Origin of the sequence: Edaphobacter sp. HDX4 (assembly GCF_036877565.1) — a bacterium.
Lineage (GTDB): Bacteria > Acidobacteriota > Terriglobia > Terriglobales > Acidobacteriaceae > Edaphobacter.
Map to the genome: position 1 here is coordinate 107,263 of NZ_JAEDXW010000014.1, position 14,088 is coordinate 121,350.

The 14,088-nt window shown below is 55.0% G+C and carries 18 protein-coding genes; 8 read left to right on the forward strand and 10 right to left on the reverse strand.

All coding sequences use genetic code 11. From position 1 onward, the window contains the following. The first annotated feature begins 4 nt into the window (after positions 1–4). The gene (locus JAO29_RS14535; RefSeq protein WP_334268965.1) at positions 5–151 is read left to right on the forward strand and encodes a hypothetical protein; all 147 of its coding nucleotides are present in this window, start codon (positions 5–7) and stop codon (positions 149–151) included. A gap of 36 nt (positions 152–187) precedes the next feature. Here the strand turns inward: JAO29_RS14535 and JAO29_RS23540 are convergent, their stop codons facing one another. The 8 genes from JAO29_RS23540 to JAO29_RS14560 form a co-directional block, all read right to left on the reverse strand. Next, a complete protein-coding gene (locus JAO29_RS23540; protein ID WP_442886398.1) occupies positions 188–325 on the reverse strand; it encodes a LuxR C-terminal-related transcriptional regulator in 138 nt (45 codons plus the stop codon). Then, entirely contained in the window at positions 303–614 is a 312-nt protein-coding gene (locus tag JAO29_RS23545) for a hypothetical protein (RefSeq protein WP_442886402.1), read from the reverse strand. The genes JAO29_RS23540 and JAO29_RS23545 overlap by 23 nt, the downstream gene beginning before the upstream one ends. A gap of 567 nt (positions 615–1,181) precedes the next feature. After that, positions 1,182–1,913 carry an LrgB family protein gene (locus JAO29_RS14540; protein ID WP_334268966.1) on the reverse strand — a complete coding sequence of 244 codons (732 nt, stop codon included), beginning with the start codon at positions 1,911–1,913 and terminating at the stop codon, positions 1,182–1,184. Beyond that, positions 1,910–2,260, reverse strand: a complete 351-nt coding sequence (locus JAO29_RS14545) for a CidA/LrgA family protein (RefSeq protein WP_334268967.1) — start codon at positions 2,258–2,260, stop codon at positions 1,910–1,912. The genes JAO29_RS14540 and JAO29_RS14545 overlap by 4 nt, the downstream gene beginning before the upstream one ends. A 187-nt stretch (positions 2,261–2,447) precedes the next feature. After that, positions 2,448–3,284, reverse strand: coding sequence for a transporter (locus JAO29_RS14550; protein ID WP_334268968.1), 837 nt, complete (start codon positions 3,282–3,284; stop codon positions 2,448–2,450). A gap of 47 nt (positions 3,285–3,331) precedes the next feature. Further along, complete coding sequence (locus JAO29_RS14555) at positions 3,332–4,252, reverse strand: bestrophin family protein (protein WP_334268969.1); 921 nt, start codon at positions 4,250–4,252, stop codon at positions 3,332–3,334. Then, positions 4,249–4,584 (reverse strand): Rieske (2Fe-2S) protein, encoded by a 336-nt coding sequence (locus JAO29_RS23550; RefSeq protein WP_442886399.1) that lies wholly within the window; start codon positions 4,582–4,584, stop codon positions 4,249–4,251. Before JAO29_RS23550 ends, JAO29_RS14555 begins: the two co-directional genes overlap by 4 nt. Positions 4,585–4,656: 72 nt before the next feature. Beyond that, positions 4,657–5,601 carry a cupin gene (locus JAO29_RS14560; protein ID WP_334268970.1) on the reverse strand — a complete coding sequence of 315 codons (945 nt, stop codon included), beginning with the start codon at positions 5,599–5,601 and terminating at the stop codon, positions 4,657–4,659. Positions 5,602–6,759: 1,158 nt separating this feature from the next. Here JAO29_RS14560 and JAO29_RS14565 point away from each other — a divergent pair. The 7 genes from JAO29_RS14565 (at position 6,760) to JAO29_RS14595 (ending at position 11,988) form a co-directional block, all read left to right on the forward strand. After that, complete coding sequence (locus tag JAO29_RS14565; RefSeq protein WP_334268971.1) at positions 6,760–7,641, forward strand: SDR family NAD(P)-dependent oxidoreductase; 882 nt, start codon at positions 6,760–6,762, stop codon at positions 7,639–7,641. A gap of 71 nt (positions 7,642–7,712) precedes the next feature. Beyond that, on the forward strand, positions 7,713–7,886 hold the full coding sequence (locus JAO29_RS14570) for a hypothetical protein (protein ID WP_334268972.1): 174 nt from the start codon (positions 7,713–7,715) through the stop codon (positions 7,884–7,886). A gap of 130 nt (positions 7,887–8,016) precedes the next feature. Further along, on the forward strand, positions 8,017–8,415 hold the full coding sequence (locus JAO29_RS14575; protein WP_334268974.1) for a ferrochelatase: 399 nt from the start codon (positions 8,017–8,019) through the stop codon (positions 8,413–8,415). A gap of 41 nt (positions 8,416–8,456) precedes the next feature. Further along, on the forward strand, positions 8,457–9,785 hold the full coding sequence (gene hemA / locus JAO29_RS14580) for a glutamyl-tRNA reductase (protein ID WP_334268975.1): 1,329 nt from the start codon (positions 8,457–8,459) through the stop codon (positions 9,783–9,785). A gap of 92 nt (positions 9,786–9,877) precedes the next feature. Further along, the gene (locus JAO29_RS14585; RefSeq protein WP_334268976.1) at positions 9,878–10,351 is read left to right on the forward strand and encodes a MarR family winged helix-turn-helix transcriptional regulator; all 474 of its coding nucleotides are present in this window, start codon (positions 9,878–9,880) and stop codon (positions 10,349–10,351) included. A gap of 78 nt (positions 10,352–10,429) precedes the next feature. After that, positions 10,430–10,855 (forward strand): organic hydroperoxide resistance protein, encoded by a 426-nt coding sequence (locus JAO29_RS14590; protein WP_334268977.1) that lies wholly within the window; start codon positions 10,430–10,432, stop codon positions 10,853–10,855. A gap of 311 nt (positions 10,856–11,166) precedes the next feature. Continuing rightward, entirely contained in the window at positions 11,167–11,988 is an 822-nt protein-coding gene (locus JAO29_RS14595) for an alpha/beta fold hydrolase (protein WP_334268978.1), read from the forward strand. A 175-nt stretch (positions 11,989–12,163) separates the two neighbouring features. On the opposite strand, the gene JAO29_RS14600 is transcribed toward JAO29_RS14595, so the two are convergent. Next, a complete protein-coding gene (locus tag JAO29_RS14600; RefSeq protein ID WP_334268979.1) occupies positions 12,164–12,484 on the reverse strand; it encodes a hypothetical protein in 321 nt (106 codons plus the stop codon). 196 nt (positions 12,485–12,680) lie between these two features. Beyond that, positions 12,681–14,012 carry an FUSC family protein gene (locus JAO29_RS14605; protein WP_334268980.1) on the reverse strand — a complete coding sequence of 444 codons (1,332 nt, stop codon included), beginning with the start codon at positions 14,010–14,012 and terminating at the stop codon, positions 12,681–12,683. Positions 14,013–14,088: the final 76 nt, after the last annotated feature.

Genomic DNA, 14,088 nt, shown 5'->3' on the forward strand with positions numbered 1-14,088 from the left:
GATCATGATGCGCATTCGTGATTGGGGTGTGAACTATGAAGAGATCGAACCGTACTATGACAATTGCGAGAATCTGATCGCTGCTGGCCGAAAGGCTGGCAATCCGAATGGCTTCGAGAAGACAGAGGCCAGCTACCAGGCTCTGATATAACTGGCCGCTGCCGTCATGTGGTGGAGAAAACCCCTTCTATTTACGGATAAACTCTAAATCAGCTACTGATTGTGCACCCATCTTCTTCATGACTTGTCCCCGACGTACCTGATATGTGATCTCGCTGATGTCGAGTTCCGCTGTCGCCTGCTTATTGAGATATTCGGCGATCACCCAGGCAGCACTTCTCTCTCGTGAGGGGCAAGTTTAGAAAGACGTAACCGCAATTCGAAGAGTTCGGCGGGGTCAATCGTGACTGCGAGTCCTTCTCGAACGCCTCGTTGATTTCCTGGAGCAAGTCTTCCTTGATGAATCGCTTCGGAAGAAAAGCGATCGCGCAAGCTTTCATGGCTTGCACGGTTGAGGGTATGCTCCCGTATCCAGCCAGGAAAATGATGGGCCGGTGATCTGTCTCAGATATGCGCTGCTGCAAAGTCAGTCGATCGACAGCGGGAAGATTGATCTCTAGAAGCCGGGCACGCTACTACGTTCGGTTTTGGGAAAGCAATATAATCGGCAGCCAAGTGAAACACAATCGTATTCATACCCACTGGCGCAAGAAGTTTCGCTAGCGATTTACCAACTCTGCTGTCATCATCCACGATGAAGAAAATTGGCCTTTGATTCATGTTCGACTCCGACCCATCTCTATTCCTTCGAGAAAGCGATGGACTGGCCTCGATACTACAAAGTGGATCATTCGGTTGTTTACATGTTTCCGACCGCATTTCCCATCAGGATTTCTCCTGCAGAGATTTATCATTATCAATCGTCCGTATAAGCTCTGAGGCTCGGCTCTCAGCGATGATTCGTCAGGAGCTGAAGCGTGTTGCGCAACGCTCACAAGTTCTTCATCCCTCATGCCCAATGCAGGGCACCGCAACCGTATGCTACCCGCCTAAGGGGTCACAAGCCCGCTTTGCCACGGGCCGTCAGGGGACAAGGACAGACGAGGCGCGACGGAGTTGGAGTGCGGGAAACCGAGTGACTGTAGCCCCGTGTACTTTGACCAAACAGAAAGCTCTCCTTCCTATCGATGTACAAAGTATTTCAAGAGCCCAATGAACACTGGAGCAAGTACCGCGGTGATGAAGCCATTGAGCCCTATGGCGACGCCGGCAAATGCAGCGGACACAGGGTGCTGAGGAATTACTCGAGATGCACCCACACCGCTGCCGGCGACACCTGCCGCCAACCCTCGGACCGCAGGATCCTCAATGTTCATCCACCCGAGAATTGCATCCACACCGATCGCCACAAGAATGCCCCCCGCAATCGCCAGAACAGCCGAGAGTGACGGAATGCCACCTATATTTTGCGAGACCCCGATCGCAATGGGGGTTGTGAGCGAATGCGGGACCATCGAGAGTGCAATTACCTGACTCCCGCCCAGGATTCTTACGACGCCATAGCCGCTCGCCAGACCTATGATTGACCCCGAGAAAAGAGCAGCCACCATTGGCAGAAAGCCTCGACGCATGTGGTCCAGCGAACGGGCTAGTGGAATAGCCAATGCTACCGTCGCAGGTCCGAGAAGGAAATGAATGAATTGGGCTCCTGAAAAATAACTGTCGTAGGTCATATGGCACACACGTAGAGTGATGCCTATGATCAGGACAGCGATCAAGACTGGATTGGCGATGGCTTTGTTGACGCATTTTTGAATGCTCTGACCTATCAGGTAGGCTCCGATCGTGAGAACGAGGGCGAATAGCGGGACGATTCCAGGCGAGATACCGAATGGGTGACCAAATAGATTCATGCTCTCCCCCTTTTCAGGCGGCTCATGACGGCTGCAGTGATGAGCAGCGTGCTTAGAGTAGACACAGTCAGAGCGATCGTCACCGGGAACCAGGCAGCACGTAACAAGTCCAGGTTTGCCACGATGCCTACGCCAGCGGGCACAAACAAAAGCCCCAGCCACCCCAAAAGACCACTGACAGTCTGTTCCATATGTTTCTCGGGTTCACGATTTTGCAGGAGATACCAAGCGGCCAGCAGAGCCATCCCCAAGACCGGCCCAGGGATAGGAATATGTACCGCTTTGCTCACTAGTTCACCGGCAAGTTGGAAGACGAGAAGAACCATCATAGACTGCAGAATCAGCATTGACAGACCCCAATTGGAAGTTGATTTGGTGCTGCACGACCATTGAGATCCCGTTGCGATGAGGGTCTGTTGGGACAAGCGGAGCACCATTTGCTGGATGAGAATTGTGATCCTCCCGTAAACTCTTTCCTGTTTCCGAGGGATCGTATCTGCGAATGAAACGTGAGGCGGTGAAGAAAACGGTCTATCAGAATACGATCCGGGTTGTCAGCACCGTTGCATGGTTGTATGCGTGGTACTGAGAGGCTGCTATCTGAAATCCGCCGCCAAATAGAATGGCAAGACGGTTTTGACGGTTTGGTTGGAGCCGAAATTTGCTCACCATTAAACCTGGGGTGATGAACACCTGACTCTTGCCATCGTTCGGTCCCCCGTGAAAGTAGGTGGAGTTCACCTCCAGTTCTGGCCAAAAGATTTTCTTCTCATGGTCTTGCACTACGGAGTTCCAAATAACATTTCGCCCAATGTTCTGGCCGTTCTCGGTGGGCAACAAGCCGCCTAGGTTCGACTGGAAATAGAGCTTTTTCCAACCCTTCGCCACATAGACCGTCGGAGTCAACGTAACCTTGGCGTTTCCGTTCTTATAAGAACCGGTTGGAATGGTGGCAGCCAGCGCCGCGCTCACCACAAAATCGCCGTGTTCCACATCACCGCTCAACAGACGGTATTTGTAAAGCAGAGAAAAATCTCCGAATCCGTCCTGGGTGACCGGAGAGTGATGCTGCAAATAGGGCGGAACATTGACGTCGATTTCTGTGTTTTTCCATGGAATCAGATCGGCCCCTTTGGAGTTGCCATAAATCCACTGAGGGTGAGCTCCTGGAAGGATCTGCCGGACTACATCTGTGCGAAAGAGTTGGACGAGTCCTGCGTCGGGGCTTACCACCGGGACTGGCACTGCCGGCTGCCTTGATTGAATCGAGTTGACGCTAGACTCCCATTTTGAATAGAAGCTGTCCTGTGCGAGCAGTGTTGAAGCCGGGATAAGAAGAGCGATTACAGCTTGAATTGTTCTGCGTTTCATAATGTGACCTCTACTTCGTGGTTGATTGGTGGATGTTTGCTGCCGACCTACAAGAGAACCCATTCACGTATGGGAGTCGGTGCAGGGGATGTCGGTTCGCCGCACATCTCACGTATCGACTGTTCGATTGACCACGACATGTAGCCGAGAGCCAGATCGTTATCCTCTGTACCGAAGGGATCTTCAATTTCTTGGGCCAGAGCCTCAAGGGCAAGGAAGGTGTAGGCGATAAGGACGGAGAGGATGGGCGTCATTGGTCCGATGCTACTCACCAACCCGAAAGGCAGGAGGAGGCAGTAGAGATAGACGGTACGGTGGACCATGATGCTGTAAGCGAAAGGTAAGGGGGTGTTCGCAATCCGCTCACATCCTCCGATGGTGTCTGAAAGAATGCCCGTAGTCTGATCCATCATGGCTGCTGTGAATTCGCCTATCTGACCTTCCTTCCGGCGTGCCGCGATCCATCGACCTATATAGACCGTAATGACGGCCGGCTTCAAGCGCATGCATTTGAGTTCTTCGCAGCGTTCGGGCGTGAGGTAACGTTCATAATCCGGACCCGGGTCCGTGTTGCGCAGCTGATGTTTAAGACCGTGGATCGTTGCCGCAATCAGTCCGAGAAACTCCAACATCCGTGGGTCATGCCGCTCAAGATGGACAAGGGACTGGCTCTGGCGAGCCAGGGATCGAGTGACATTGAGCATGGTGCCCCAGAGTCTCCTCCCTTCCCAATAGCGGTCGTAGCTTGCGTTGTTACGAAATCCAAGGAACAGTGCAATCGAGACGCCAAGGAGCGTGAAAGGGATCGCTGTGAGCGGAACTGGATAACCATTGATCCTGCCGTGTGCCCAGGTGACAAGGCTCGATATCAGGAGAACCAGAATCAGTTGGGGGAGAATCGCACGAACAATAGAGCCCCGCCAAATGAGCAGCGTGCGAAACCAATGCGTTTTGGGACGGACGATCATGCCTCGTCCCTTCTCTCTGGCTTAAACTCAAGCAGCTTTACTTCATCAGCTTCAATCGTTATCTGGTAAACCTGAACGCTGCGGGATGGCAGATGAGGGAGCTCTCCTGTCCTTAGATCGAATGCCCAACCATGTCTTGGGCAGAGAATGCGTCCGGCGCATATCTCCCCATCTGCGAGGGAAGTCGCGCAATCGTGAGTGCAGACATCGTCTAGTACGGCAATCGCTCCATCTTCATTCGCTACACACAAGGGTGAGCCATGGTGCACGATCCTGCGCATTTGGCCGATAGCTGGAAGCTCTGAGACTTTACAAAGGACCTGTTCCGACATACCAACTCCAAATGAAATAAGAAAAAGCGCTGTGGGCCGGGCAGCCCACAGCTTCGAGAGACGGTTGCGGTACTAGTCTTCGAGATAGAACTGGATGTCGAGAGTCCGCAGGTAGGAGTGCAGGCCAGCATCCTGAATCGGCATGACGAAGGCATCAGCGCCAGATTCGTTCACGTGTTCGTGCCAATAGCCCGCTGGCGTAACAAAGGCCGCGCCTTTAACCCAATCGACACGCGTCGCGTTCTTGATGTTTCCCTTGGCGTCGAGCTCCGGCCCAAGCAGAGTGTACACACCGGGCTTTGCGTCTGCGACAAAGTCCAGGGCGACAGACTGATGACGGTGAGGAAGCTGGCGCGCCCCCGGCGAAACGATACCGAACATCGCCCAGAGAGTGTGCGTGATCGTCATCGTCTGAGCAAAGTTCTTGTTGGCGAGAAGGACGCTCACGCGGCTGCGCTTGCCGGCGTTGGGATCGTTCTTCGCCTTCTCCAACTCTGCGAGGATCTTGGCGCGGGTGTACAGAGTAGGCTGAAAGCGATTTGTGGACTTCTCGACACCGAGGTACTCGAGCAACGGCGAATCATTCACCATGTAGAAGTCGGCCTCAGAATCCGCATAGTGTGTTGCGGCCATGCCGGGGAGGGAGAAGATGTCGCCCTCATTCCAGCTGATAGAGCCGTTCTCCGTTTCGGTGTGACCAGAGCCCTTGATAACGTAGAAGAACTCGCTGGTGGCGTCATACGAAGTTGCCAAAGACTCTCCCGCCTTAATCCGTACGAAGTTCGCGAGAACACTCGGGCCGGTGACGGGGTAGGGGGTCTTCAGTTCTTTCCTCAGGTCGAGCGGAACGATGCGAGTAGCGCCCGAAGCGTAAAGATCCGGCCCGAAGACCTTGATGGGAACGCGCGGCGTTGCTCCGGAAGAGATCGGATCTGCAGCCTTGCTGTATTCAAAGATCTCCGCCTCTTGCGTCAGGGTTGCGGTGGGGATCGCCTTTTGGGAAATTACTGTGCTCATTTTACGTCTCCTTGTAGACGAGGTGAAGGTCGTTGATTGCTTCGGCCAACCTCATGTACAGTCTTGCTTCCGGAAGTCCCCAACGTATCTTTGCTTTCGCTTGTAGTTTTGGATTCTTCCGAACGGGAAGCAGTAAAACACATAAGGGGTTAGGAAAAGTGACTCAGGCATCGCAGCAACGAATCATCCGGGTTGGTGCGGAAGATCCGCTCCCGACCGATCATTATTGGTTCGACGGAGAGGGCTTTAGCGTTTACTCGGCAAAATAACCAAAGAGCACCTGGCGGGAGCATGCGCATGATTGTGTCCAAATCACCGTTGGTCATGAACTTGCCCAAATGCATACGGGGTGGTGCTCCGGTGTGCACTTGAACCAGAGCAAAGAGCTTATTGGCAAAGCCGTGAAGGTTATTCCTTCCAGAGTGCCGCATAAGACCTTATGGCAAAGGGCGCGGCGCTTCTACACATCTACATCTGCGAGAACTGTTGGAGAGACGCGCAAAGGAACTATTGAATCAATCCTGGTTCGAACTTCGCCCGACCTATTTCGTGCGTGATGTGCTGATCGAAGAGCTCGCTCGTTCTTTGCATCTCGAATCAGAGACCGGCACACCAGGATTCCTGGTCGCGAATGCGGCGGTAACGCGATGTGCGTAAGACTCTTGCGTGCCTATTGCACCCGCGAGGGCGATGCTGCGTATCCGTCCGGAGGGCTTGGTCCCGCAAGAGACCGTCAAATCCGGGAGTACGTCGAAATACACTTCGAAGACGATCTCTCCATCCAGGCGCTTGCTAGCGTGGTCGGGTTGAGCTCTCAACACTTGCCGTCCTTTTCGTGAATCGACCGGTTTCACTCCCCACCCATACGTGAACCATCGGCGTATCGCGCATGCCCCTCCTAAACTCGCGCCTTCATTAAAAGCAATCGTGGATATCAATACCGGAAGAATTCACAATTTTCGCCTTATCCAGAAAGCCTTCCCCTTCGGTTTCGAGCAACACTGTGATCGTACTTAGGTCATTGCGACCGGAAGGAAAATTATGAGTCAGGGCAATGATGAAGGACGCCAAAGCGCGAGCCTATCGCGTAGAAATTTTTTAGCGACTAGTTCCGCTGCGTTGACGGGTATTGCATTTAGGGGAAAGGCGGAGGCACAGATGGCGGAGCACACGATTGGCTGGGATAAGAGTTTGAACGGCAAGGTTGCCGTTGTGACAGGAGCAGCGAGGGGTATCGGACGAGCCGTAGCTCTTGCTTTTGCTCAGAGCGGAGCTCATGTAGTCGGCATGGATATATGTGCAACAGTGGATCCGAGGTCTGGTGTCGAACCGGCGACGCCAGTTGATTTGGAGACGACCGGAACTCTCGTTCGCGAAGCAGGCGCAACCTGGAAGGGCATCATCCTCGACCAACGAGACCTGCCAAAGCTGCGTAAAGCTGCCGCCGAAATTGAAGAGGAGTTCGGGCACATTGACATTCTCTTCGCCAATGCAGGCATACAGTCATTCCACGCTCTGCTTGAGATGGAAGATCCGGATTGGAACATAACGATCGACGTTAATCTGACGGGAACCGCCAATGCAGTTCGAGCATTCGGTCCTGCGATGGTTCGTCAGGGCAACGGACGCATCATCATGACCACGTCCACCCAGGGCCGCCACGGGACGCTCAACGGGTCGGCATACTCCGCGTCAAAGTGGGGGATCATTGGTCTGATGAAATCAGCCGCCATGGAGCTCGGGAGGAAAGGCATCACGGTCAACTGCTTGGTTCCGGGCCTGATCGATACACCGCTGACACGACACGAAGAACGTTACGAGCAGGCTCTGCAGGTCGCCGGTCGCACGCCAACAGGCGATGTGAAGACCGACGAGGAAACTGCGAAGAAGCTTCTGCAAGGCAAGTCTCCTCTCGGAGTTCCGTGGATTGATCCGGCGGAGATGGCACCGGTGGTCGTCTTCCTGGCATCGGACGCGGCACGAATGGTGTCGGGCGCAACATTTGATGTGACAGGCGGAGATAGCGCAAACAATATCTAACTCCGAGCCACTGGTACAACGAATAAGCCACCTTCAGTAGGGAGCTGGCTGACCGACAGGAGGGTACAGTCATGACGCACATCGAACTTAGGGAAAATCATGTAGATATGTGGCGAACACTTTTCGACGAGCAACGGACAGCTCTCACGCTCGCGGTTGAGATGCTTTCGCGTTGCCATTTATCTCCCGTTGAGATCCTCACCAAAACGATGATGGCTTTAGAAGGCGCGCAACAAGACTGCTAGATTTGAGCGGCAAGGGCTTGCTGATCTTCCGAGTTTCCCGTCGCGAAGAATTGTCTACGGAGCAAAGGAGGCGGTTTATGGTTCCGACCCGTACCATTGAACCATCCCAAACTCCTGTTGAATATCCCGGATGATTCTCGCAAACGGCCTTGATAGCGATGCGAATGATTGCAAAGAGACAGCACGATTGGTTGCCGAAGAGTTGAAAGACATCCTGAGTCCAGATGACTGGTACTTCGCATTCCAAAGCCAGGGTATGAGCGGGCCCTGGATCGGTCCTACGGTCGAAGACACTGTGACACAACGGAAAGCCTCTGGATACGACACCATTGTCATTCAGCCGGTAGGGTTTCTCTGCGACCACATCGAGATTCTGTATGGCATCGACATTCACTTCCAGTCGGTAGCGCGAGAACTCGGTCTGAAACTGGTCCGGGCAGAGAGCCTGAATGATTCTCCGCTGCTGATCGATGCATTAGCCGACCTTGTCGTGAACACCGGGAGCCATGATCTGGCTCTAGCTGGATAACAGGACAGAAGTAGTACTTGATGGACACAGGATGGAAGCGAATGAAAATTCTTCTGCAAGGCCTCAACCACAAGACGGCGCCCCTGGAACTGCGCGAGCAACTGGCAATTGAGCCCGCCGAACTCACGGATGCGACGCGCTCTCTCCTCCACCTCCCAGGCGTACGTGAAGCGATGCTCCTTTTCACATGCAATCGTGTGGAGGTAGTGGTTTGCCACGACACAGATGTCCAGACCCCCCTGCAATTTCTTGGGGATCATCTCGGCATCGCAGGCGCCTCTTTTGCAGCGCATTCCTATGAGTATCGGGACTTCGATGCTGTCCAGCATCTCTTCCGCGTCGCCTCCAGCCTCGATTCGATGATCGTCGGCGAACCGCAGATTCTGGGGCAGGTCAAGGAGGCCTACGCCGCCGCGCGGTCTATTGGCACAGCCCGTTCTCATTTGGAGCGGCTGATGCAGGCGACATTTGCGGCGGCGAAAAAGGTCCGCAGTCAAACGGGGATTGGCAATGCTTCTGTCTCCATAGCGTCGGTTGCTGTCGACCTGGCCGCGAGGGTGTTTGGCTCACTCAAAGGACAGCGTGTCTTGCTGGTCGGCGCAGGAAAAATGGGTGAACTAGCTGCTGCTCAGTTCATCAGCCAAGGCGCTCAATCCGTCCTTGTTGCCAACCGCACCCATGAGAACGCGGTCCGGCTCGCGAGCACGTTCGGCGGGCGCGCCGTGCCCTTCGAGGATCTCTATACCGCGGCAGCTGAATCCGACATCGTCCTTACCTCTACAGGCGCTCAGGAATACATCTTCCGCCGTGAGCATGGACGTGAGTTTCTGCGCCGTCGTAAGAATAAGCCGATGTTCTTGATCGATATTGCCGTGCCTCGAGACGTTGATCCCGCGCTCAACAGCATCGACGGCATCTTTCTTCACGACATCGACAGCCTGCAGTCGGTTGCATCCGCTCATCTAGAAGAGCGGAAGATTGAGGCGCAGCGAGCCGAGAGGATCGTTGCGCAGGAGGCCCTAGGTTACCATCGTCGGACACAGACGCTGGACATAGGACCGGTGGTCCGCGAGTTGCACGAAGTCGCCGAGCAAATACGGGAGGCAGAGCTATGCCGCGCTCAGTCCCAAATGCTCCCGCACGATCAGCGGGCAGCGATCGAAGGAAAAACTCGCAGAATGATGAATAAATTCCTCCATCCAGTCATCATGAAGCTCAAAAGCGCCGCAGAGCAAGGAGACGTTGACGCCATCACCACGATCCGTACAACCTTCGATCAGTCTCTTGTCCAGCAGCTGCGGTCCCAGCAAGGGGACAAGAAAACAGTGGAGATTCCCCCGCCTTCGCGATTCAATGCGTTGACCGCATGACTCGTATGGGACCGTGCTTCACGGGAATGCGCTTGATTGGGTTCGCATCTTAGACGATAGCGTATACGACTGAATCGCGCGTGATGCATCATATGGATATGGCGGCAAAATCGAAGGACTCTTCAGATCACCCCAAGGTATCGATGCTGCTCAACGAGCAGCTCTGCTTCGCTTTATATTCCGCGGGGCTAGCGATGAACAAACTGTATCGGAAGCTTTTGCGTAACCTGGGCCTCACCTATTCTCAATACCTGGTGATGCTGGTACTTTGGGAAAGCCACCAGGTGAATGTCTCGGAGATCGGTGAGAAGCTGTTCCTGGACTCGGCAACCCTCACCCCCCTCCTGAAACGCCTGGAGACTTCTGGCCTTCTTAAGCGTGCCCGGGCGGCTGCGGACAATCGGCAAGTGATCATCACGCTGACCAAGAAGGGACGGGAGCTGAAGCAACGGGCACAGGACATTCCCGGGGCCGTGATGTGCGCTTCCGAATGCACCCCCGTGGAACTCGTCGCCCTGAGGGAGCAGATGAATTCGCTGCGCAAGAGATTGGTAAAAAATATTTGAACCCGCGTGGTGCTCTTCGTAATCAATAGATCGTACGCTATTTAATAGTAAACGATTTTAATAAAGAGGAATACATTCATGCCGATCGGGAACGTTCTTTATCGCGCGCAAGCCAAGGCTACAGGTGGTTGTGACGGATGTACCGTATCGTCCGATGGGGTGCTCGATGTAAAGCTCGCCACACCGCGTGAACTCGGTGGCGCGGGAGGCGCAGGAACAAATCCTGAGCAGTTGTTTGCCGCGGGCTATTCCGCATGCTTTCTATCAGCCCTGAAATACGTGGCCGGCCGCGATAGGATCAGCTTTCCAGCGAATGCAAACATCGAGGGAAATGTGGGCATTGGCGCCATTCCGACGGGCTTCGGCCTGGAGGTGGAGCTGAGGATTTCATTGCCGGGACTGGCACGCAAAACTGCAGAAGCGCTGGTCCAAAAGGCCCATGTCGTACGCCCTTATTCGAACGCTACACGCGGCAATATCGACGTTGTCCTGACAGTGATCTGACCACTCCAGAAAGCGACAACAGGCAGGGCCAGAGCAGGCGTGGAGCCCAGGAAAGCGCGCGTTTCCATACCGGCCGGCTCCATCACCACCGAAACGGGAAAGGGGCATCATTCGATATGCAAGAGGAAAATCCGGCACTCATCGCAACAGGGGTCGTACCCCAAAACTCTATCGATCCGCTGCGCCGCAGGATGCTCATTGGCGGCACGGCTGCGATGGCCATGATGGGATTAACCAAGTCTGCTTTGGCAGGCGAGCCCAAAACCGCGAGCGCACCTGCGCCGCATCGGAACAACCAAGGAGAACATTCGATGAATACGTTCACAACCAAAGACGGCACCACTATTTATTTCAAGGACTGGGGCAGCGGCCCCGTCGTTACCTTCTCGCACGGGTGGCCGTTGAGTGCCGATGCGTGGGACGCGCAACTGTTGTTCCTCGGAAAGAAGGGATATCGCGTGATCGCCCACGACCGCCGTGGTCACGGCCGTTCAGGCCAGAGCTGGGAAGGGAACAACATGGATCAATATGCGGATGATCTTGCGGACCTACTGGACCATCTCGATATCACGGAAGCGACTATGGTCGGCCACTCCACGGGCGGCGGTGAAGTCGTACGTTACATAGCGCGGCATGGGCAGAAGCGCGTCGCCAAAGTTGTCCTGATCGGAGCTGTCCCTCCCCTCATGCTGAAGACCGAAGCAAATCCCGGGGGTCTACCGATCTCAGTCTTCGACGATATCCGTGCAAATGTTGTGAAGGATCGCTCGCAGTTCTTCAAGGATCTGGGGGTGCCATTCTACGGATACAACAAGCCGGGTGCGAAAGTCTCCCTGGGGGTACAGGATTCTTTCTGGCTGCAGGGAATGCAGTCCTCGATAATTGGCGCTTACGACTGCATCAAGGCGTTTTCGGAGACGGACCAGACAGAAGACCTAAAGCAGATTACTGTGCCGACACTCGTCATACAGGGTGACGCTGATCAGATTGTTCCGATCGACGATTCTGGCCGCCTCAGTGTGAAGCTCGTCAAGAATGGGACCCTGAAGGTGATTCCCGGTGCGCCGCATGGACTCTGCACCACACATGCGGACATCGTCAACGAAGAACTCCTTGCATTTCTTACGAAGTAGCTTCGCTCATGTTCTGCTCTTTTGGGAAGACCTTTTGTATCCAGGATTTTTAGGTGAATTCCTGTTGCCAACTTCGGCTCCTATCCGCGATCCTGGAATCCAGGTCGCGGCGGGAGCCTGACTATCAAAGGCTCATCAAGGATGAAACTGGTTGGCAAAGTATTATGCTTGGCCCTCACATATCCTTCGAGACCGGGTTAGCCTCCTTGCCCTGCTCTCGCCACTTGAGGATTTGGTCCCGCAGGGTATCAAGACTGTTCACGATGGCGTCGCCTTCGACGGTCTGCAGAATGTGCGGCTGGGCCTTTGGATCGCCAGACTCGAGCAACGCGTGAAAATTGTGCCGAAGATCCGGCGTTCCGGTTGAGGCGAAGGACTTTTCCCGCAGCACACGCTCGAGACTTAATAATGTCGTTTGTGTATCTGCGGCAAATCTTGCAAGTTCGGGTGAGGCGAGCGCAGAGATGCTGTCGGGTTCGCTGACTTCCAGGGCCATAATCGCATGCGCTAAACGATGCGAACTTGCCATCATTGCCCGCACCGCATCGATCTGATTAGCCTTTGTCGAAGGTTCCGCTGCAAGTCGTTCAACCGAAGCTTCCAGATTGGTACGTGCGCGCCTAGCGGCAAGCCGTTTCCGATCGGCGAGGGCGCCATGTGTCTGAGGTTGTAAGTGGCGTCGTACAACCGCGCTAAAGTAGTCCCGGTATGCCGCCAACAGCTCTGCCAGAGCATCCTCCACGGGCTCCGACGTTGGCCAGAGGGCGTAGACCGACAGAGCGAGGATGCCGCCAATCAACGTATCGATGGCCCGGGGTTGGATGAGCAGCTTCGGCGCGACGCCAGTTAGCGCGAGCGATCAAAACGATCGCTGCGGTCACTCCGATCGCGAAGAATCCGTAGTTCGCGGGTCCAAGCCATCGCAACAGAAAAACACAAATGCCGATCAAGGCCGCCTGTATCCCTACCGTTTCCGGCAGAAAATGAAAGAGCGCGGTTGCTATGACCAACCCAACGATGGTTCCGGCGATCCGCTGCAGCCCGCGGCTGAAGGTGCCGGCAAAGTCCGGGCGCAGTAACAGGACAACGGTCATCGGTATCCAGTAAGCATGCCGCCAGCCGGTTGCACGCGCAATGATATTCGCGATTGTCAGGCAAATCGTAAGTCTCACGGCATGGCGGAAAACCGCAGACTGGAGGCTCAGGTTTGCGCGCAACGTAGCCCACACGGAGTTCGGGCTAAAACGCCACGAAGGCAGCGGAGAAGGCCGTTCCAAAGCAGCCCTGAGCGGGGCAGGGCCGGTTACCAGGACCTCTGCCGCCCGCAGTTGCCCGGCCAGCGCATCCATCTGAAACAGGATGCGGTTGCTCATCACGTTTTCCAGGAAAGGGGCTTTGGATCGTGATTGTTCGATCCACTCATTCACGTGCGCAATTTGTTGGTCTAAAGGAGCCTGCTCAGCGCCGTCTAACAGGGATTTGCCGATGGCCGCGAGCGCACGTCCCACTAGGATCAAGAACCGCGAGAGGACCTCCTTCCCATTGCTTTGTTGTCCGTTACGGTTCAGTTGTGCCTGCATCTGGAGCAGAGCGATGACGCATAGTCGGGCACGCTCGGCCTGATTCAGAAGTGACTGGTACCGCTCGCTTTCTTCGCTGTTATCCGAGCGCAAGCTGCGCAGCGCTTCTTGCGCTTGCGACGCGTGAATAGTCGCAGGCGGCTGCTCGTCGGGACGGACGGGATCCGTAGCGGTCCGCCCAAGTTCCGTATACAGCCCTGCCAACGCGCGCCGCTCTGGTACATATCTCCGCACCGGCCAGAAGACCACAGATAGGGCTGTTTGCAGGAATCCCCCTGAGAGAACCAGCAGGACGGAGCCGGCTAGGCTTTTCATCGTAAATTGCTGCCCGGCAAAGATGGTGAGCATCACCAGGCTCATCATCCCGACATCCCCTGTTGTGCGGCCGAACGCAACCGACATCCCCAGCGACAAAAGCTGCTGCCGCCGCAACCACGCCGACACCAAATCGGTATTGCTCGGATATACCGCCAACGAACGCGGCCGAGGTCAGGATGAGAGTTGCGACGATCATCCGGGT

What these genes read in the sequence shown, in the direction of transcription:
- JAO29_RS14535 (WP_334268965.1), top strand. Translation starts at nt 5, where the DNA reads ATGATGCGCATTCGTGATTGGGGTGTGAACTATGAAGAGATCGAACCG.
- JAO29_RS14540 (WP_334268966.1), bottom strand. Translation starts at nt 1,913, where the DNA reads ATGAATCTATTTGGTCACCCATTCGGTATCTCGCCTGGAATCGTCCCG.
- JAO29_RS14545 (WP_334268967.1), bottom strand. Translation starts at nt 2,260, where the DNA reads ATGCTGATTCTGCAGTCTATGATGGTTCTTCTCGTCTTCCAACTTGCC.
- JAO29_RS14550 (WP_334268968.1), bottom strand. Translation starts at nt 3,284, where the DNA reads ATGAAACGCAGAACAATTCAAGCTGTAATCGCTCTTCTTATCCCGGCT.
- JAO29_RS14555 (WP_334268969.1), bottom strand. Translation starts at nt 4,252, where the DNA reads ATGATCGTCCGTCCCAAAACGCATTGGTTTCGCACGCTGCTCATTTGG.
- JAO29_RS23550 (WP_442886399.1), bottom strand. Translation starts at nt 4,584, where the DNA reads ATGTCGGAACAGGTCCTTTGTAAAGTCTCAGAGCTTCCAGCTATCGGC.
- JAO29_RS14560 (WP_334268970.1), bottom strand. Translation starts at nt 5,601, where the DNA reads ATGAGCACAGTAATTTCCCAAAAGGCGATCCCCACCGCAACCCTGACG.
- JAO29_RS14565 (WP_334268971.1), top strand. Translation starts at nt 6,760, where the DNA reads ATGGCGGAGCACACGATTGGCTGGGATAAGAGTTTGAACGGCAAGGTT.
- JAO29_RS14570 (WP_334268972.1), top strand. Translation starts at nt 7,713, where the DNA reads ATGACGCACATCGAACTTAGGGAAAATCATGTAGATATGTGGCGAACA.
- JAO29_RS14575 (WP_334268974.1), top strand. Translation starts at nt 8,017, where the DNA reads ATGATTCTCGCAAACGGCCTTGATAGCGATGCGAATGATTGCAAAGAG.
- hemA (WP_334268975.1), top strand. Translation starts at nt 8,457, where the DNA reads ATGAAAATTCTTCTGCAAGGCCTCAACCACAAGACGGCGCCCCTGGAA.
- JAO29_RS14585 (WP_334268976.1), top strand. Translation starts at nt 9,878, where the DNA reads ATGGATATGGCGGCAAAATCGAAGGACTCTTCAGATCACCCCAAGGTA.
- JAO29_RS14590 (WP_334268977.1), top strand. Translation starts at nt 10,430, where the DNA reads ATGCCGATCGGGAACGTTCTTTATCGCGCGCAAGCCAAGGCTACAGGT.
- JAO29_RS14595 (WP_334268978.1), top strand. Translation starts at nt 11,167, where the DNA reads ATGAATACGTTCACAACCAAAGACGGCACCACTATTTATTTCAAGGAC.
- JAO29_RS14600 (WP_334268979.1), bottom strand. Translation starts at nt 12,484, where the DNA reads ATGGCCCTGGAAGTCAGCGAACCCGACAGCATCTCTGCGCTCGCCTCA.